Here is an 18304-nt window from a genome sequence, read left to right on the forward strand (position 1 = left end):
TGTCTCGCGTTAACCGAGTGACGCGTCTCACGTTTCTGGTGCACCAATTGCGGCAAAACGGATGCACCTTACGTCCGATCATCACGCTGAGCCGATGAAGTACGCGTCATCCGGCACGGCGTGTGACCAGGGGTTCACCTCGTCGGCCGCGGCCCGGGGCCCGGGGGCGGGAATTCACTTGACCCGTGCGGAACCGATGCGGAATCAGCACGGAATCGGTACGGCATCACTCCGCCCGCCACTTCTCGGCCAAAGCGGGACCCACGGCGTCGAGGTAAGAGGCCGTCAGTTCGCGGATGGCGGCGACGCTGAGGTCCCCCCGTGCGCTCCACAGCCGTTCCGTCACGCGCATCACCCCGCCGAACACGGCCACCGCGACGCGCGGCCGCGGGTCCGTGTCCAGGTCGAGTCCCTCGCGCTCGGCGATCGCACGGGCGATCTCCTCCTCCAACTCCGCCGAGCGGCGCAGATGGGTGGCGAACAGGGCGGGCGTCGACTCGATCAACCGATATGTGCGCAAATGCAGTTCGATCGGGATGAACCGGCCGACGGCCTCCTCGATGCCGTCCCAGCCCTCCAGTACGGCCTGGCGCAGCGCCTCCAGCGGCGCCTCGTGGTGCGGCCGCCCGCGCACCGCGTCCAGGAAGGACGACTCCGCCACGGAGTGCACGAAGAAGACGGCCTCCTCCTTGCCGGCGAAGTAGCGGAAGAAGGTGCGCTGCGAGACGTCCACGGCCTCGGTGATCTCGTCGACGGTCGTCCGCTCGTACCCCTGGGTGAGGAACAGCTCGAGGGCGGCGCGCAGCAGCGCGTCCCGGGTGCGACGTTTCTTGCGCTCACGCAGTCCCGGCCGCGGGGCCGTCTCCATGGGTCCTCATTTCGTTCATCCGCCCGGTTCACCCTATCCGTGAGTGGCGTGACAGTTACCGACTTGTGAACTGGTTTGTCAATTGTCAGAGGCTGTCATTAGCCTCGACCGCATGACTAGTCAGACCACCGTCGACGCGACGGAACCGGGGGACAAGACGTCCAGTACGTCGGTGGCCCCGCCGGATGGCGCGCCGGGGCGAGGGCTGCGCGGGCATCCGTGGCTCACCCTTGTCGCCGTCGCCATCGGCGTGATGATGGTCGCCCTCGACGGCACCATCGTGGCCATCGCCAACCCGGCCATCGCCAAGGACCTGGGCGCGAGCTTCGCCGACGTCCAGTGGATCACCAACGCCTACTTCCTCGCCCTCGCGGTCACCCTGATCACCGCGGGCAAGCTCGGCGACCGCTTCGGCCACCGGCAGACCTTCCTGATCGGTGTGGTGGGCTTCGCCGCCTCCTCCGGTGCCATCGGCCTCTCCGACAGCATCGCCCTCGTCATCACCTTCCGTGTCTTCCAGGGACTGTTCGGCGCGCTGCTGATGCCGGCCGCGCTCGGCCTGCTGCGGGCCACCTTCCCCGCCGAGAAGCTGAACATGGCCATCGGCATCTGGGGCATGGTCATCGGCGCCTCCACCGCGGGCGGCCCCATCCTCGGCGGTCTGCTCGTCCAGCACGTCAGCTGGCAGTCCGTCTTCTTCATCAACGTGCCGGTCGGCGCCCTCGCCCTCGTCCTCGGCCTGCTGATCCTCACCGACCACCGCGCCGAGAACGCGCCGCGCTCCTTCGACCTGCCCGGCATCGCGCTGCTGTCGGCCGCCATGTTCTGTCTGGTCTGGGCGCTCATCAAGGCCCCGTCCTGGGGCTGGGGCGACGGCAGGACGTGGCTGTTCATCGGCACGTCCGTGGTGTGCTTCGCCCTCTTCTCCTTCTGGGAGACGAAGGTGAAGGAGCCGCTGATCCCGCTGGCGCTGTTCCGCTCGGTGCCGCTGTCGGCGGGCGTCGTCCTGATGGTCCTCATGGCGATCGCCTTCATGGGCGGCCTGTTCTTCGTCACCTTCTACCTGCAGAACGTGCACGGCATGAGCCCGGTCGACGCGGGCCTGCACCTCCTGCCGCTGACCGGCATGATGATCGTCGGCTCCCCGCTCGCGGGCGCCGTGATCACCAAGGCCGGCCCGCGCATCCCGCTGGCCGGCGGCATGGTGCTCACCACGGTCGCCATGTTCGGCATGTCCCGGCTGGAGGCCGGCACCGGCAGCGCCGTCATGTCGATCTGGTTCGCCCTGCTCGGCCTCGGCCTCGCCCCGGTGATGGTGGGCGCCACCGAGGTCATTGTGGGCAACGCGCCGATGGAGCTCTCCGGCGTCGCCGGCGGCCTCCAGCAGGCCGCGATGCAGATCGGCGGCAGCCTCGGCACGGCCGTGCTGGGCGCGGTGATGGCCTCCCGCGTCGACAACGACCTGCCGGGCAACTGGGCCGCCGCCCAGCTGCCGCCGCTCACCCCCGCCCAGCTCGACCAGGCGTCGCAGGCGGTCCAGGTGGGTGTCGCCCCGGTGCCGAAGGGCGTTCCGGCCGCGGTCGCCGAGAAGATCACGGGCGTCGCGCACGACACGTTCATCTCCGGTATGAGCCTGGCCTGCCTGGTCGCCGCGGGCGTCGCGGCGGTCGCCGTACTGGTCGCGCTCTTCACCAAGCGCGGCGAGAACGCGGAGGCGGGTGCCGGGGCCGCGCACATCTGACGCCGGACGGGCCCGTTCGCTCATCAGGGTGAAGGCGCTCAAGATCCCTCCCTGCTCGCGCGCGCCGCAGGTCACAGTGGTCGCGTCCTTCTCACGGCGGGGTCGTGGGACCCGGAGGACGGCCGGACTGCGGCGCGCTGCCGGAGGGGGGCGGCGCGCAGGCAGGTCCGGCCCGGGCGACGGGGTGCTCCGCGTGCGCGAGCGCCCCCGTCTACGGCCGGGGGCCGGTCTCCTCCGGGGCGTGGGGATGCGGCAGGGACGGCCCGGACAGCGCGGCGACCTCCGCCCGCAGGGCCCGCACCTCCTCCGTCAGGGCCTCGATCGCCGCCGTCTGCCGCCGCTCGACCGCATCGTCCTGCTCGAACCGCGCGATGAACCAGGCGGCGATGTTCGCCGTCACCACACCGAGCAGCGCGATCCCGGAGAGCATCAGCCCGACCGCGAGTACCCGCCCGAGCCCGGTGGTCGGCGCGTGGTCCCCGTATCCCACGGTCGTCATCGTCGTGAACGACCACCACACGGCGTCGCCCAGCGTCCTGATGTTCCCGTTGGGCGAGTCCCGTTCCACCGACAGCACGGCCAGCGACCCGAACATCAGCAGCCCGACGACCGCCCCGCCGACGTACGTCGTCAGCCGGATCTGCGACGCCATCCTGGCCCGCTGTCCCACGAGGGTGAGCGTGGCCACTATCCGCAGCAGCCGGAGCGGCTGGAGCATCGGCAGGACCACCGCGAACAGGTCCGGCCAGTGGGTACGGACGAATTCCAGGCGCCTCCGGCTGAGCCCGAGCCGCGCCAGATAGTCGGCGGCGAACGAGGCCCACACCACCCACTCCACCACGGTGCACGCGCTCGTCAGCCTGGGACTCGCGTGGGGGTGCACGATCGGCACGCCGTACGCGACGGCGAACGCGACCGCCAGTACGAGCAGGGGCCGCCCGGTGTAGTGCTCCCAGCGGGCCTGTGCCGATGTCTCCTTCATGGGGGCATCGTAGAAAAGCCGGCAGGGCGGCGGGGACCGTCGCCCTGCCGCCCTGCCGGGACCAACCGCAGGTCAGGTCAGGTCAGGCGTCGCCGCCCGCGACGCCCGGGTCGGCCGCCGCCACGTCGAGCAGCTGGTAGCGGTCGATCGCCTGCTTCAGCATCGAGCGGTCGATGCCGCCCGCCTTCGCCAGCTCGGTGAGCACCGCGACCACGATCGACTGCGCGTCGATGTGGAAGAAGCGGCGGGCCCCACCGCGGGTGTCCGCGAAGCCGAAGCCGTCCGCACCCAGGGACTGGTAGGGGCCGGGCACCCAGCGCGCGATCTGGTCAGGAACCGATCGCATCCAGTCGGACACGGCCACGAACGGACCCTCGGCCCCGTTCAGCTTCCGCGTCACGTACGGGACGCGCTGCTCCTCCTCCGGGTGCAGCAGGTTGTTCCGCTCCACCTCGACGGCCTCGCGCCGCAGCTCGTTCCAGGAGGTCGCCGACCAGACGTCGGCGCGCACGTTCCACTCCTCGGCGAGGATCCGCTGGGCCTCGATCGCCCACGGCACGGCGACGCCGGAGGCCATGATCTGCGCCGGGACGGTGCCCGAGGTGCCCTCGCTGATGCGGTGGATGCCCTTGAGGATGCCCTCGACGTCCACGTTCCCCGGCTCGGCCGGGTGCCGGATGGGCTCGTTGTAGACGGTGAGGTAGTAGAAGACGTCCTCGCCGTGCGGGTGCTCGGGAGAGGAGCCGTACATCCGTCGCAGACCGTCCTGCACGATGTGCGCGATCTCGTAGCTGTAGGCCGGGTCGTACGCCACGCACGCCGGGTTGGTCGAGGCGAGCAGCTGGGAGTGGCCGTCCGCGTGCTGCAGGCCCTCACCGGTCAGCGTCGTGCGCCCGGCGGTCGCACCCAGCACGAACCCACGGGCCAGCTGGTCGGCCATCTGCCAGAACTGGTCGCCGGTGCGCTGGAAACCGAACATCGAGTAGAAGACGTAGACCGGGATGAGCGGCTCGCCGTGGGTGGCGTACGCCGAGCCCGCCGCGATCAGGGACGCCGTGCAGCCCGCCTCCGAGATGCCGTCGTGCAGCAGCTGGCCGGTCGGGGACTCCTTGTACGCGAGGAGCAGATCGCGGTCCACGGACTCGTACTGCTGTCCGAGCGGGTTGTAGATCTTGGCGCTCGGGAAGAACGAGTCCATGCCGAAGGTGCGGTACTCGTCGGGCGCGATCAGCACGAACCGCCTGCCGAGCTCCTTGTCCCGCATGAGGTCCTTCAGCAGGCGGACGAAGGCCATGGTGGTGGCGATCGACTGCTGACCGGAGCCCTTCTTGACGGTCGCGTACACCTTGTCCTCGGGCAGCGCGAGCGGCTTCGAGCGCACCACACGGGTGGGGACGTAACCGCCGAGCCCCTTGCGGCGGTCGTGCATGTACTGGATCTCGTCCGAGTTGCGGCCCGGGTGGTAGTACGGCGGCAGGCCGGACTCCAGCTCCTTGTCGGAGATCGGCAGGTGCAGGCGGTCCCGGAAGCGCTTGAGGTCGTCGACCGTGAGCTTCTTCATCTGGTGGGTCGCGTTGCGGCCCTCGAAGTTCGGACCGAGCGTCCAGCCCTTGATCGTCTTGGCCAGGATCACCGTCGGCTGGCCCTTGTGCGCCTTGGCCGCCGAGAACGCCGCGAAGATCTTCCGGTGGTCGTGACCGCCGCGGCCCAGGTGCAGGATCTGGTCGTCGGTCATGTTCTCGACCATGGCGCGCAGCCGCTGGTCGTCGCCGAAGAAGTGGTCGCGGATGTAGGCGCCGGACTCGGTGGCGTACGTCTGGAACTGGCCGTCCGGCGTGGTGTTCATCCTGTTGACCAGGAGGCCGTCCCGGTCCTGGGCCAGCAGCGGGTCCCAGGAGCGGTCCCAGATCAGCTTGATCACGTTCCAGCCGGCGCCGCGGAAGACCGACTCCAGCTCCTGGATGATCTTGCCGTTGCCGCGGACCGGGCCGTCGAGGCGCTGCAGGTTGCAGTTGACGACGAAGGTCAGGTTGTCCAGCCCCTCGCGGGCGGCGAGGGTCAGCTGTCCGAGCGACTCCGGTTCGTCCATCTCGCCGTCGCCGAGGAACGCCCACACCTGGGACCTGGAGGTGTCCGCGATGCCGCGCGCCTCCATGTAGCGGTTCATGCGGGCCTGGTAGATCGCGGCGATCGGGCCGAGGCCCATGGAGACCGTCGGGAACTCCCAGAAGTCCGGCATGGAGCGCGGGTGCGGGTAGCTGGAGAGGCCGTAGGGGGCCTTCGACTTCTCCTGGCGGAATCCGTCCAGGTGCTGCTCGGTGAGCCGGTCCAGGAGATAGGCGCGGGCGTAGATGCCCGGCGAGGCGTGGCCCTGGAAGAAGACCTGGTCGCCGCCGTCCCCCTCGTCCTTGCCGCGGAAGAAGTGGTTGAAGCCCACGTCGTACAGCGAGGCGGAGGAGGCGAAGGTGGCGATGTGGCCGCCGACCCCGATGCCGGGGCGCTGGGCGCGCGAGACCATGACCGCGGCGTTCCACCGGGTGGCGTTGAGGATCTTGCGCTCGATCTCCTCGTTGCCGGGGAAGAACGGCTCGTCCTTGGTGGCGATGGTGTTGACGTAGTCCGTGCTGCGCATCTCGGGCACGGCCACACGCCGCTCGCGGGCCCGCTCGATCAGACGGAGCATCAGGTAGCGGGCCCGCTCGCGGCCGCGCTGGTCCACGGCGGCGTCGAGGGAGTCCAGCCACTCCTGGGTCTCTTCGGGGTCGAAGTCAGGAACCTGACTCGGAAGGCCGCCAATGATGATCGGATTGCGATCGGATCCGGAAGCCACGCTGTTCCTTACCTGTCAGAGGGCTACTTCTGCCTGTGCCGGCACCGGTCCCCATCGTGTACCTGGGGGGAGCGAAACGTCATCTCTACCGAGTGGTAACCATGGTGGCGGACCGGTCTTGCGGGATGAGCCCGACCAAAACGCAACGATACGCCCAAGGTGTGGCACCCCTGGAAGGGCCGTTCGACTCTCGTACCGGTGGAGGATTTCGGCATGCGCAAACCGGGCAGAACGGTGTGGTGTGGATCACTCCTGGGCGCGATACCGTGACAGGAGTTGCGGCGACACGGCCAGGATCGTCACCGTTTCGGCGGTCTGAACCGCCGGGTACTTGCGCGATCCGTCCCGCCCGTGTGGACTACGGCCAATGCTTCGCGTACGCGCGTGGCTGAGATTCCCCCAAGCTCTCGACGAGCAGGGGGTACCCCATCCAAGACATGATCAGGAGGCAACCCGTGAGCGCGACCGCGGACCACGCGGAGGAGCGGACGAACCCTGCCGCGAGGCTGGGATTCCAGCCCGAGCAGGTGGTCCAGGAGATCGGCTACGACGACGACGTCGACCAGGAGCTCCGCGAGGCCATCGAGGAAGCCGTCGGCGGCGAGCTCGTGGACGAGGAATACGACGACGTCGCCGATGCCGTGGTGCTGTGGTTCCGCGACGACGACGGCGACCTGACGGATGCGCTGGTGGACGCCACCACGTACATCGAGGAGGGCGGCTCCATCCTGCTCCTCACGCCGAAGACCGGCCGTGCGGGCTACGTGGAGCCGAGCGACATCTCCGAAGCCGCGACGACGGCGGGTCTGTCGGCGTCCAAGAGCGTGAGTGTGGGCAAGGACTGGAGCGGGAGCCGGCTGGTGACGCCGAAGGCGGCCAAGCCCAAGAAGTGATCCCCGCCCGATGACCGTCCCCGGAGGTCCGGCCCCGGACCTCCGCAGGGGCTGGACGGCCTGCTTCCCGGAGCCCGGACGGGCTGAAACCCTCAGCCCGTCCGCCGGCTCGCGGTGATCGCTGCGTAGGGTGGTCCCACCCCGTACAGCCCACCGGAAGGAATGCAGGACCATGGCGATCCAGGTCGGAGACAAGGCCCCTGACTTCGAGCTCAAGGACAACCACGGCCGGACCGTGAAGCTCTCGGACTTCCGCGGCGACAAGAACGTGGTGCTGCTCTTCTACCCCTTCGCCTTCACCGGCGTGTGCACCGGCGAGCTGTGCGAGCTGCGCGACAACCTGCCGACGTTCGTCAACGACGACACCCAGCTGCTCGCCGTCTCCAACGACTCCGTCCCCACCCTGCGCGTCTTCGCCGAGCAGGAGGGCCTGGAATACCCCCTGCTGTCGGATTTCTGGCCGCACGGCAACATTTCGCGCGCGTACGGCGTCTTTGCCGAGGACAAGGGTTGCGCGGTGCGCGGGACCTTCATCATCGACAAGGAGGGCGTGGTGCGCTGGACCGTCGTCAACGGCCTGCCGGACGCGCGCGACCTGAACGAGTACGTGAAGGCGCTCGACACCCTGTGATTCTTCGGTTCCAAGCCCTGCGGGGCGCGGGAACCGCTCACTAGGATCGACTCGTTGATCCGATACCCGACACCGGCACCACGGGGCTCCCCGCCCCTGGACATCAATGGGAGGACTCGTGGGAGTCAGCCTCAGCAAGGGCGGCAACGTATCACTGACCAAGGAGGCCCCCGGCCTGACCGCGGTCCTCGTCGGTCTGGGCTGGGACGTCCGCACCACGACCGGCACCGACTTCGACCTGGACGCCAGCGCTCTGCTGCTGAACTCCTCGGGCAAGGTCGGCAGCGACCAGAACTTCGTGTTCTTCAACAACCTCAAGAGCCCGGACGGCTCCGTGGAGCACACCGGCGACAACCTCACCGGTGAGGGCGAGGGCGACGACGAGGTGGTCAAGGTCAACCTCGCCGCGGTCCCGCTCGACGTCGAGAAGATCGTCTTCCCGGTCTCGATCTACGACGCCGAGAACCGCCAGCAGTCCTTCGGCCAGGTGCGCAACGCGTTCATCCGCGTCGTCAACCAGGCCAACCACCAGGAGATCGCGCGGTACGACCTGAGCGAGGACGCCTCCACCGAGACCGCCATGGTCTTCGGCGAGCTGTACCGCCACGGGAGCGAGTGGAAGTTCCGTGCCATCGGCCAGGGCTACGCGTCGGGGCTGCGCGGCATCGCGCAGGACTTCGGTGTGAACGTCTGAGCCGAAGCGCTCGCGCGGTCACGCCACCGTCACCACCCTCCGGCGCCGCACCGCACGAACCGCGGACGCCGGCCGCGCGGGCCCTCGCGGGAGCCCGGACCCATCGGGGCCGGGCTCCCGGCTCCGGCAGGCCCGGGCTCGCGTCGGCGGGCCGGACTTCCGGGCTCCTGGGCCGGGCTCCCAGGCGGCGGAGAGCCGGACTCCCGGCCTCGGGACTCCGGCCTCAGGACTCCGGGCTCGCCTCGGCGAGGCCCGGCTTCCCGGGGCCGGGCGCCCGGGCTTCCGACAGCGGGAGTCCCGGCCACCCGCGTTCCGGGGTTCCCGGGGCGGAGGCTCCCGGGCTTCGGGTTCTCGGGCTCCGGGTTCCCAGGGCGAAGGCTCCTGGGTCCTCGGGCTTCGGGTTCCCGGGCGGAGGCTTCCTGGCTTCGGGTTCTCGGGCTCCGGGTTCCCAGGGCGGAGGCTCCAGGGTCCCGGGGCGGAGGCTTCCGGGCGTCCGGCTTCGGGTTTCCGGGGCGGAGGCTTCCGGGTCCGTGGGGCCGGGGCGTACGGGTCTCGGGGGTTCGGCTTCCGGAGCGGCGGGGATGTGGCCTTCGGGACACCGGGGGCGCGGGTCCCGGCCGGCGGGGCCGGTCTTCGACCACCGGGGGTCCGGCCCCCGGACCACCGGGGGAGCCACCCCCGGACCGCCGGGGGGACCGCCCCCGGTACGACGCAGTACCTCGGGGAGGACCAGCATCATGGGCGTCACGCTCGCCAAGGGAGGCAACGTCTCCCTCTCCAAGGCCGCACCCAACCTCACACAGGTGATGATCGGGCTCGGCTGGGACGCGCGCTCCACCACCGGAGCGCCCTTCGACCTCGACGCCAGCGCACTGCTGTGCAGCGGCGGCCGGGTGCTCGGTGACGAGTGGTTCGTCTTCTACAACCAGCTCAAGAGCCCGGACGGCTCCGTGGAGCACACCGGCGACAACCTCACCGGCGAGGGTGAGGGCGACGACGAGACGATCCTCATCGACCTCGCCAAGGTGCCGCCCCAGTGCGACAAGATCGTCTTCCCGGTCTCCATCCACCTGGCCGACGAGCGCGGCCAGACCTTCGGCCAGGTCAGCAACGCCTACATCAGGGTCCTCAACCAGGCCGACGGTCAGGAACTCGCCCGCTACGACCTCAGCGAGGACGCCTCCACGGAGACGGCCATGATCTTCGGCGAGGTCTACCGCTACGGCGGAGAGTGGAAGTTCCGCGCCGTCGGACAGGGGTACGCGTCGGGTCTGCGCGGCATCGCCCTGGACTTCGGGGTCAACGTCGGGTAGAGGCCACGTCGTGCCTTGTCCGTGAGCGGCGAGGGGGCCGGTCCACGCTCCCCGACCTGCGGCTGAGAGGTCCGGCCGAACCAAATGGCCCGGTCGGCCCGCTCCCCCTCTAGACTCGTGGTCAACATTAGGCAAAGCCGGGTACGGCAACGGGGGAGACCCGTACAGATACGGATTGGGTAGCCAGTGCTTCTGAAAACCTTCGGTTGGTCGTTCGTGGTCACCGCGGTCGGCCTGGCCGCCGCGGTCCTCTACGGGGGGTGGACCGCCTTCGGCATCGTGGCGATCCTGTCCGTCCTCGAGATCTCGCTGTCGTTCGACAACGCGGTGGTCAACGCCGGGATCCTCAAGAAGATGAATGCCTTCTGGCAGAAGATCTTCCTCACGGTCGGTGTGCTCATCGCCGTCTTCGGCATGCGGCTGGTCTTCCCGGTGGTGATCGTCGCCGTCACCGCGAAGAAGAGCCCCATAGACGCGGTCAATCTGGCGCTGACGGACAAGGACCAGTACCAGCAGCTGGTCACCGACGCCCATCCGGCGATCGCGGCCTTCGGCGGCATGTTCCTGCTGATGATCTTCCTGGACTTCATCTTCGAGGACCGGGACATCCAGTGGCTGCGCTGGATCGAGCGTCCGCTCGCCAAGCTCGGCAAGGTCGACATGCTGTCGGTCTGCATCGCGCTGATCGTCCTGCTGATCTCCTCCATGACCTTCGCGGCCCACGCCCACCAGCACGGCGGCGCCCATGTCGACAAGGCGCAGACGGTGCTGATCGCGGGCATCGCCGGCCTGATCACCTACATGATCGTCGGTGGTCTGTCCGGCTACTTCGAGGACCGGCTCGAGGAAGAGGAGGAGCGGGAACACGAGGAGGAGGAAGAGGCCAGGCGCGCCGGCAAGCAGCGCTCGGCGATCCTCCTGGCGGGCAAGGCCGCGTTCTTCATGTTCCTCTACCTGGAGGTCCTGGACGCGTCCTTCTCCTTCGACGGTGTGATCGGTGCCTTCGCCATCACCAACGACATCGTGCTGATGGCGCTCGGCCTCGGTATCGGCGCGATGTACGTCCGGTCGCTGACGGTCTACCTGGTGCGCCAGGGCACCCTCGACGACTACGTCTACCTGGAGCACGGCGCGCACTACGCGATCGGCGCCCTGGCCGTGATCCTCCTCGTCACCATCCAGTACGAGATCAACGAGGTCGTCACCGGTCTCGTCGGCGTCGTCCTGATCGCCTGGTCCTTCTGGTCCTCCGTGCGCCGCAACCGCGCGCTCGCTGGAACCGAGGGAAACGGCGAGGGCTCGGACGAGAGGACTGAGGTCTCGTCCGGGGTGTGATACGCCTCAGGGCGAGGAACGCTCTGTTTCGGGGCGGCCGCGAGGACTCGTCCTCGCGGCCGCCCCGCGGCTGTGGAACTGTGAGTACAGGGGGCGGGCATGGGCTTGTTGTGGGACGGCGTGTGGCGCGGGCGGGCCGCGCAGTTCGACTCGGGCAGCGCGGCGAGCAACGCGATCGAGCTGACCAAGCGGCACCAACGGGTGTCCCTGACCAAACAGGGCGCGGCGACCGGCAACCTGCGCATCAACCTGTCGTGGCGGATGCGCACCTCGGACATCGGCGCCCCGGAGCGCGGCAGCCTGCTGCGCCGTCCTCTCCGGCTGTTCACCCCGGAGGTCGTGCAGGCGCACACCCAGAGCATGGTCAACGTCGACCTCGACCTGGGATGCCTGTACGAGCTGAGCGACGGCACCAAGGGCGTGGTGCAGCCCCTGGGCAGCTTCTTCGGAGAGCTCAACGACCCGCCGTACATCAAGCTCAGCGGCGACGACCGGTTCGGCTCCGGATCGGGCGAGACGATCTTCGTCAACCTCGACCACCGGGACGACTTCAAGCGGCTGCTGATCTTCGTCTACATATACGACCAGACGCCTGCGTTCGACCGTACGCACGCCATCGTGACCATGTTCCCCAGCAACGGTCCACGCATCGAGATCGGCCTCGACGAACGCCACCCGCAGGCCCGCTCCTGCGCGGTCGTCCTGATCGAGAACGTGAAGGGCGAGATCGTCGTCCAACGCGAGGTGAAGTTCGTCTACGGCTTCCAGGCCGAGTTGGACCGGCTGTACGGGTGGGGCCTGCAGTGGGGCCGGGGGTACAAGACGAAGGCGTGATCCGCGCGGGGCGGCCCCTACCGCCCGATGAACTGCGGCCCCTGCGGGGGCAGCGTGAAGTCCGGGTCGGGGATCGGGGCGGCCGTCGGCGGGTAGCCGTACGCCGGTGCGGGAGCCGCCGCCGTCTGCGGCTGCGGGTAGCCGTACGCGGGCCGGCTCGTCGGCTGCGGATAGCCGTACGCCGGCCGCGCGGCGGTCGGGGGAGCCGGCTGCGTGGGCACCGCCGGATAGCCGTACGAGGGCTGCGCCGGAAACGGTTGCTCCGGCGGCAGCGGCGCCGACACCTCGGGCCCGGCGGCGGGGACCGAACCCGCCGTTCCGGCCGCCGCGGGCGGTGTCTCCGACTCGTCCACCGAGATGCCGAAGTCGTTCGCGAGCCCCTTGAGCCCGTTGGAGTAGCCCTCGCCGAGCGCCCGGAACTTCCAGCCGTCGCCGCGCCGGTACAGCTCCCCGCAGATCAGCGCCGTCTCCGCGCCCGTCTCCGGTTTGATGTCGAAGTACGCCAGTGGCTCCGCGTCGGGGGCGGCCGCGTCGTACAGCAGGATGCGCAGCGCGCGTACGCGGTCGAACGTGACGTCGTCCGCCGAGGCGACCAGCAGGATCTGCCCCACGCCGGGCTCGATGCCCGCGAGGTCCGTCTGGATCGTTTCGGTCAGCCCGTCCGCCTCCCGCTTCTTGCCGAGCAGCCGGACCTTCCCGGACGGATGCCGGGGCTGGTTGTAGAAGACGAAGTCCTCGTCGGAACGCACCCGCCCGCCGGGACCGAGGAGCAGCGCCGAGGCGTCGACCTCCGGGACGCCCTGTCCCGGCGCCCAGCGCAGCACCGCCCGTACGGCCGTGGCCTCGAGCGGGACGTTCGACCCCTTCAGCATCGCGTGCGTCATGGCGTCATCCTGCCTTCTGGGGCCTGCTCACGACAACGCGGGGTGGCTTCCCCGGAGTGGCGCAGACCGCCCCCGACACTGTCGAGTTACCTGAACTTCACGCCCCGTGGGAACCCCCGACATGGGGTTCTACGTACTATTACCGGCCACATCTTTTCGGGTCGTCCAGGTCGTCCGGTACCACGGGGGAGTCTTATGCGTCATTTCGGGCACATCGCCCCTGAGGAGCGGCAGCGCCTCTTCCACCGGGAGCCTGCGGTGTTCACCGCCGACTCGCCCGCGCGGGTGCTCGCGGCGGCCCTCGGCGCCACCCTGTACAGTCCCGCGACCCGTCCGCACCTCGCCGACGACGTGGTCAAGCAGGCGGGCCGCGGGGTGGTCTCCATGGTGCTGTGCCTGGAGGACTCCATCGACGACGCGGACGTGGTGGACGCCGAGGAGAACCTGGTCCGGCAGTTCGCCGACCTCGCATCGCGGCCGGACGTCGAGCTGCCCCTGCTCTTCGTCCGGGTCCGCACGCCGGAGCAGATCCCGGACCTGGTGGGCCGTCTCGGCCCGGCGGTGCGACTGCTGTCGGGTTTCGTGCTGCCGAAGTTCACGGAGGAGCGGGGCGTTCCCTTCCTGGAGGCGCTGACGGCGGCCGAGACGGCGAGCGGGCGCCGGCTGTTCGCCATGCCCGTCCTCGAATCACCCGGCCTGCTCTACCTGGAGTCGCGCAGGGAGACCCTGGACGGCATCTCCCGCACGGTCGACAAGTACCGCGACCGGGTCCTCGCGCTGCGCCTCGGCGTCACCGACTTCTGCTCCTCGTACGGACTGCGCAGGGCGCCCGACATGACGGCGTACGACATTCAGATCGTGGCCTCCGTCATCGCCGACGTGGTCAACGTCCTGGGACGCGCCGACGGCACCGGGTTCACGGTGACGGGTCCGGTGTGGGAGTACTTCCGGGTCCAGGAGCGGATGTTCAAGCCGCAGCTGCGGCGCAGCCCCTTCCTGGCGGGCGAGGTCGAGGAGCTGCGCGAGGCGCTCATCGAGCACGACATGGACGGGCTGCTGCGCGAGATCTCCCTCGACCGTGCCAACGGCCTGCTCGGCAAGACCTGTATCCACCCCTCGCACGTGATGCCGGTGCACGCGCTGTCGGTGGTCAGCCACGAGGAGTTCAGCGACGCGCAGGACATCCTGCGGCCCGAGCGCCTCGGCGGCGGTGTGCTGCGCTCCGCGTACACCAACAAGATGAACGAGGTGAAGCCGCACCGCGCCTGGGCCGAGCGCACCCTCCAGCGCGCGGAGGTCTTCGGTGTCGCGGGCGAGGGCGTCGGCTTCGTGGAGCTGCTGGCCGCGGGCCTCCCCGGCTGAGCGCTCGGCGGCCGTGCGGTTGTGCGTGCGTGCGTCCGCGCGGTTGTGCGGACGTGGGAGCGTGGGGACGTGGCGACCTGGCGATGTGGTGAGGCAGTGACGTAGTGACCGTAGTGACAAGGAATCGATGAAGAACGTGGTCTGGTCCGGGACATGGGTGGCCGAACGGCTCGGTGTCGAACTCGTCGGCGACGAGCAGCTGACCGGTCTGCTGGGGCTCGCGCTGCGGCGCAACCCCCGGCGGGCGCATCTGCTCGTCTCCAACGTGCTGGGCAAACACGTCCCGCAGTCCCCCTCCGTCGTCTACGGCCACGGGTTCGCGCTCGGCCGCCGGGTGCGCGACCTGCTGGACGCCGACGGCGTGGAGGGCGGGGCCGACGGGCCGGTCGTCCTCGGATACGCGGAGACGGCCACGGGCCTCGGCCACTCCGTCGCCGACGGCATGGGCGCCGTGCCCTGTCTGCACTCCACCCGCCGTCCCGTCCAGGGCGTGGCGCGGGCCGGCGGCTTCGAGGAGTCCCACTCGCACGCCACCTCGCATCTGCTGCTGCCCGAGGATCCGCACCTGCTGGCGGGCGACGGCCCGCTGGTCCTGGTCGACGACGAGTTCTCGACCGGCAACACGGTCATGAACACCATCCGCGACCTGCACCGGCGCCATCCGCGGAGGCGGTACGTGGTGGTCGCGCTGGTCGATATGCGCTCGGCCGCCGACCTGGGGCGCCTGACGGAGTTCGGGCGGGAGATCGACGCGCGGATCGACCTGGTGGCGGCCGCGGCGGGCACCGTCCGGCTGCCGGCGGACGTCCTGGAGAAGGGCCGGGAACTGGTCGCCCGGCACGAGTCGCCCGCACCCGACCGGGAGCGCCACGGGACGATCGACCGCGTCGCGCTCGGCTGGCCCCACGGTCTGCCCGACGGCGGGCGGCACGGCTTCACCCCCGCCCACCGGGCCCGTCTGGAGGCGGCGCTGCCCGCGATGGCGGCGCGGCTGGCCGAGGCGATACCCGAGGGGGCCCGGCGCGTGCTCGTGCTCGGCTTCGAGGAGCTGATGTACGCACCGCTGCGGCTGGCCCGTGAACTGGAGCAGGTGGTGGCCGCCGAGGTCCGCTTCTCCACGACCACCCGCTCGCCCGTGCTCGCCGTCGACGACCCCGGCTACGCGATACGCAGCCGCATCGTCTTCCCCGCCCACGACGACCCGGCCGACGGGCCCGGCGAGCGCTACGCGTACAACGTCGCCGACGCCGGCTTCGACACCGTCGTCGCGGTCGTGGACTCCGTGGCGGACACCCCGGCCCTGCACGCCCCGGGCGGCCTGCTCGACCGGCTCGCCGCCCACACCCCGCACGTTCTGCTCGCGGTCGTCCCCAGTTACGTCCCCGAGTCCCGGCACGTTCCCGAAAGGCCCGCCATGCTGCCCGAGCCCCTCCGCGGCCCAGCCTTCTCCTCGTACGCGCCCGATGAGGTCGGCTGGCTGCTGCAGGACCTCTCGGACGTCACCCTGGAGGCGCCGACCGAGGAGCGCGAGGAGGCCATCCAGAGCGGCGGCGCGCACTACGCCGAGTCGCTGCCGGTGGAGTACCAGCCCAGCGAGCAGTACCAGGAGCTGTTCCACACGGCGCTGGAGGCGTCCGCCGCGCGGCTCGCGCAGGCCGTCGGCGCGGTCACCGAGACCGTGCTCGCCGAGCGGTCACCGCGGCCGGTCCTGGTCTCCCTCGCCCGCGCCGGCACCCCCGTCGGCGTCCTGATGCGCCGCTGGGCCCGCCACCGGCACGGGCTCGACCTGCCGCACTACGCGGTGTCGATCGTGCGCGGCCGCGGCATCGACGCCAACGCGCTGCGCTACCTGGCCGACCGGTACGACCCCGCCGACATCGTCTTCGTCGACGGCTGGACCGGCAAGGGCGCCATCACCCGGGAACTCGCCGAGGCCGTGCGGGAGTTCGAGGCATCCGACGGCATCTCCGGCTTCGACCCCGAGATCGCGGTCCTCGCCGACCCGGGATCGTGCGTACGCACCTATGGCACCCGGGAGGACTTCCTCATCCCGTCCGCCTGCCTCAACTCCACGGTCTCCGGGCTGATCTCACGGACGGTGCTGCGCGCCGACCTGGTGGGCCCGCGTGACTACCACGGCGCGAAGTTCTACCGCGAGCTCGCCGGGGCGGACGTGTCCGTGGCCTTTCTCGACGCCGTGTCCGCCCGCTTCACCGAGGTCGAGGAGACCGTCGCCGCGCGGACCAAGGAGCTGCTGTCCGCCGACCGCACCCCGACCTGGGAGGGCTGGGCGGCGGTGGAACGCATCAGCGAGGAGTACGGCATCCACGACGTGAACCTCGTCAAGCCGGGCGTCGGCGAGACCACGCGGGTGCTGCTGCGCCGGGTGCCCTGGAAGATCCTGGCGCGCGCCGGGGCGGGCGCCGACCTCGACCATGTGCGCCTGCTGGCCGCGCAGCGCGGCGTGCCCGTCGAGGAGGTCGCCACGCTTCCGTACACCTGCGTGGGCCTGATCCATCCCCGGTACACCCGGGGCGCCACCGGCGCCGACGGCCGGGCGGTGGCCGCATGAACCCCGTCCTGGTCGCCAGTGACCTCGACCGCACGCTGATCTACTCCGCCGCGGCGCTCGCGCTGACCATGCCCGACGCCCGGGCACCCCGGCTGCTGTGCGTCGAGGTGCACGAGAGCCGGCCGCTGTCGTACATGACCGAGACCGCGGCCGGGCTGCTCACCGATCTGGGGGACCGGGCGGTGTTCGTGCCGACCACGACCCGCACCCGCAAGCAGTACCAGCGCATCAACCTGCCGGGTCCCGCCCCGGCGTACGCGATCTGTGCGAACGGCGGCCATCTGCTCGTCGACGGTGTCTCCGACCCCGACTGGCACGCGGCGGTGCTCGCGCGGCTCGCCGAGGAGTGCGCTCCCCTGGCCGAGGTGCAGGACCAATTGGTGGCCACCGCGGACCCGTTGTGGGTGCGCAAGCAGCGGGTGGCCGAGGACCTGTTCGCCTACCTCGTCGTCGAGCGTGAACTGCTGCCCGGGGAATGGGTGAAGGAACTGGCCGTGTGGGCGGAGAACCGCGGCTGGACGGTGTCGTTGCAGGGCCGCAAGGTCTACGCCGTGCCGAAGCCGCTCACCAAGAGCGCGGCCGTGCGCGAGGTCGCCCGGCGCTGCGGTGCCGTACTCACGCTCGCCGCCGGGGACTCGCTGCTCGACGCGGACCTGCTGCTCGCCGCGGACCGCGGCTGGCGCCCGGCCCATGGCGAACTGGCCGACGCCGACTGGACGGCACCCGGGATCAGCGCCGTGCCGGAGCGGGGCGTGGCGGCGGGGGAGCGCATCCTGCGGGAGTTCCTGAAGGCGGCGCGGGAGGCGTAGCAGGGCGCGGGTGGCGTAGCAGGGTGCGGGCGGCCACCCGGGCGGCGCTCAGCCGCAGCAGCCTCCGCCGCAGCAACCGCCTCCGCCTCCGCCTGCGCCCGCGCGGGGTGTCGGCGCGGGGGCGGACGCCGTGCCGCCGACGGCGACGGTCGACAGGAGCTTCACCGTGTCGTCGTGGCCCGAGGGGCAGGAGGCGGGCGCGGAGGATTCGGCCATCGGACGGCTCAGTTCGAACGTGTCGCCGCACGTACGGCAGCGGTACTCATAGCGAGGCATGCCCATAGATTAACGGGCGGTTCCGGGAGATCACGGGAGATCCCGGGACGGCCGAGCACCCGGGTGACGCTCTCCGAACCACGCCAAATCTCCTTAATATCTCCGCAATCTTTTCGCCTCCATCAACTTCTGTCCGGTCTTCGGCGAAGAGATCACAAGAGGCACTGATAATTTATGAAGGCCGCGATGAGCCGCATGGTCGGGGACGGGGCTCGCAGCCACATGCGTGGCCGCTGCATACACCCGGCACGCAAACCGGGAGTGCGGAGGGAGACGCAGT

At 70.3% G+C, this 18304-nt stretch carries 15 protein-coding genes; 10 read left to right on the top strand and 5 right to left on the bottom strand.

What is annotated here, in order from left to right:
* Positions 1–226 precede the first annotated feature (226 nt).
* Entirely contained in the window at positions 227–868 is a 642-nt protein-coding gene (locus tag ACFYMU_RS07935; RefSeq protein WP_388369529.1) for a TetR family transcriptional regulator, read from the bottom strand.
* A gap of 253 nt (positions 869–1121) precedes the next feature.
* On the opposite strand from ACFYMU_RS07935, the gene ACFYMU_RS07940 reads away from it, so the two are divergent.
* A complete protein-coding gene (locus tag ACFYMU_RS07940; RefSeq protein WP_388370314.1) occupies positions 1122–2609 on the top strand; it encodes an MFS transporter in 1488 nt (495 codons plus the stop codon).
* A gap of 211 nt (positions 2610–2820) precedes the next feature.
* On the opposite strand, the gene ACFYMU_RS07945 is transcribed toward ACFYMU_RS07940, so the two are convergent.
* Together ACFYMU_RS07945 and aceE are read right to left on the bottom strand one after the other, a co-directional pair.
* Positions 2821–3591 (bottom strand): potassium channel family protein, encoded by a 771-nt coding sequence (locus tag ACFYMU_RS07945; RefSeq protein WP_388369532.1) that lies wholly within the window; start codon positions 3589–3591, stop codon positions 2821–2823.
* Positions 3592–3673: 82 nt separating this feature from the next.
* Positions 3674–6421 carry a pyruvate dehydrogenase (acetyl-transferring), homodimeric type gene (aceE, locus tag ACFYMU_RS07950; protein ID WP_388369534.1) on the bottom strand — a complete coding sequence of 916 codons (2748 nt, stop codon included), beginning with the start codon at positions 6419–6421 and terminating at the stop codon, positions 3674–3676.
* A gap of 455 nt (positions 6422–6876) precedes the next feature.
* Here aceE and ACFYMU_RS07955 point away from each other — a divergent pair, with 455 nt between their 5' ends.
* The 6 genes from ACFYMU_RS07955 (at position 6877) to ACFYMU_RS07980 (ending at position 12121) form a co-directional block, all read left to right on the top strand.
* Positions 6877–7314, top strand: coding sequence for a DUF3052 domain-containing protein (locus ACFYMU_RS07955; RefSeq protein WP_388369537.1), 438 nt, complete (start codon positions 6877–6879; stop codon positions 7312–7314).
* A 172-nt stretch (positions 7315–7486) separates the two neighbouring features.
* The gene (locus tag ACFYMU_RS07960; protein WP_388369540.1) at positions 7487–7945 is read left to right on the top strand and encodes a peroxiredoxin; all 459 of its coding nucleotides are present in this window, start codon (positions 7487–7489) and stop codon (positions 7943–7945) included.
* A 118-nt stretch (positions 7946–8063) separates the two neighbouring features.
* Positions 8064–8639, top strand: coding sequence for a TerD family protein (locus ACFYMU_RS07965; RefSeq protein WP_388369543.1), 576 nt, complete (start codon positions 8064–8066; stop codon positions 8637–8639).
* A gap of 737 nt (positions 8640–9376) precedes the next feature.
* A complete protein-coding gene (locus ACFYMU_RS07970; protein WP_388369547.1) occupies positions 9377–9952 on the top strand; it encodes a TerD family protein in 576 nt (191 codons plus the stop codon).
* Between the two features lie 186 nt (positions 9953–10138).
* The gene (locus ACFYMU_RS07975) at positions 10139–11287 is read left to right on the top strand and encodes a DUF475 domain-containing protein (RefSeq protein ID WP_388369550.1); all 1149 of its coding nucleotides are present in this window, start codon (positions 10139–10141) and stop codon (positions 11285–11287) included.
* Between the two features lie 99 nt (positions 11288–11386).
* Positions 11387–12121 carry a Tellurium resistance gene (locus ACFYMU_RS07980; protein WP_388369553.1) on the top strand — a complete coding sequence of 245 codons (735 nt, stop codon included), beginning with the start codon at positions 11387–11389 and terminating at the stop codon, positions 12119–12121.
* A 17-nt stretch (positions 12122–12138) separates the two neighbouring features.
* Here ACFYMU_RS07980 and ACFYMU_RS07985 read toward each other — a convergent pair whose 3' ends face one another.
* Entirely contained in the window at positions 12139–13005 is an 867-nt protein-coding gene (locus ACFYMU_RS07985; protein WP_388369556.1) for a TerD family protein, read from the bottom strand.
* A 195-nt stretch (positions 13006–13200) separates the two neighbouring features.
* Between ACFYMU_RS07985 and ACFYMU_RS07990 the strand changes: the two genes are divergently transcribed.
* The 3 genes from ACFYMU_RS07990 to ACFYMU_RS08000 all read left to right on the top strand — a co-directional run bounded on the left by ACFYMU_RS07990 (position 13201) and on the right by ACFYMU_RS08000 (position 17748).
* A complete protein-coding gene (locus ACFYMU_RS07990) occupies positions 13201–14367 on the top strand; it encodes an HpcH/HpaI aldolase/citrate lyase family protein (protein WP_388369559.1) in 1167 nt (388 codons plus the stop codon).
* 127 nt (positions 14368–14494) lie between these two features.
* Positions 14495–16939 (top strand): phosphoribosyltransferase, encoded by a 2445-nt coding sequence (locus tag ACFYMU_RS07995; protein WP_388369561.1) that lies wholly within the window; start codon positions 14495–14497, stop codon positions 16937–16939.
* Positions 16936–17748 carry an HAD family hydrolase gene (locus ACFYMU_RS08000; protein ID WP_388369564.1) on the top strand — a complete coding sequence of 271 codons (813 nt, stop codon included), beginning with the start codon at positions 16936–16938 and terminating at the stop codon, positions 17746–17748. Before ACFYMU_RS07995 ends, ACFYMU_RS08000 begins: the two co-directional genes overlap by 4 nt.
* Positions 17749–17796: 48 nt before the next feature.
* Here the strand turns inward: ACFYMU_RS08000 and ACFYMU_RS08005 are convergent, their stop codons facing one another.
* On the bottom strand, positions 17797–18024 hold the full coding sequence (locus ACFYMU_RS08005) for a zinc ribbon domain-containing protein (RefSeq protein WP_388369566.1): 228 nt from the start codon (positions 18022–18024) through the stop codon (positions 17797–17799).
* Between the last annotated feature and the right edge of the window lie 280 nt (positions 18025–18304).

The sequence above is a fragment of the Streptomyces sp. NPDC007264 genome (assembly GCF_042869095.1).
Classification (GTDB): domain Bacteria; phylum Actinomycetota; class Actinomycetes; order Streptomycetales; family Streptomycetaceae; genus Streptomyces.

Excerpts from the sequence above, each read along its gene's own strand:
- ACFYMU_RS07940 (WP_388370314.1), top strand. The coding sequence starts at position 1,122 with ATGATGGTCGCCCTCGACGGCACCATCGTGGCCATCGCCAACCCGGCC.
- ACFYMU_RS08000 (WP_388369564.1), top strand. The coding sequence starts at position 16,936 with ATGAACCCCGTCCTGGTCGCCAGTGACCTCGACCGCACGCTGATCTAC.
- ACFYMU_RS07935 (WP_388369529.1), bottom strand. The coding sequence starts at position 868 with ATGGAGACGGCCCCGCGGCCGGGACTGCGTGAGCGCAAGAAACGTCGC.
- ACFYMU_RS07985 (WP_388369556.1), bottom strand. The coding sequence starts at position 13,005 with ATGACGCACGCGATGCTGAAGGGGTCGAACGTCCCGCTCGAGGCCACG.
- ACFYMU_RS07945 (WP_388369532.1), bottom strand. The coding sequence starts at position 3,591 with ATGAAGGAGACATCGGCACAGGCCCGCTGGGAGCACTACACCGGGCGG.
- ACFYMU_RS07995 (WP_388369561.1), top strand. The coding sequence starts at position 14,495 with ATGAAGAACGTGGTCTGGTCCGGGACATGGGTGGCCGAACGGCTCGGT.
- ACFYMU_RS08005 (WP_388369566.1), bottom strand. The coding sequence starts at position 18,024 with ATGCCTCGCTATGAGTACCGCTGCCGTACGTGCGGCGACACGTTCGAA.
- ACFYMU_RS07960 (WP_388369540.1), top strand. The coding sequence starts at position 7,487 with ATGGCGATCCAGGTCGGAGACAAGGCCCCTGACTTCGAGCTCAAGGAC.
- ACFYMU_RS07990 (WP_388369559.1), top strand. The coding sequence starts at position 13,201 with ATGCGTCATTTCGGGCACATCGCCCCTGAGGAGCGGCAGCGCCTCTTC.
- ACFYMU_RS07980 (WP_388369553.1), top strand. The coding sequence starts at position 11,387 with ATGGGCTTGTTGTGGGACGGCGTGTGGCGCGGGCGGGCCGCGCAGTTC.
- ACFYMU_RS07970 (WP_388369547.1), top strand. The coding sequence starts at position 9,377 with ATGGGCGTCACGCTCGCCAAGGGAGGCAACGTCTCCCTCTCCAAGGCC.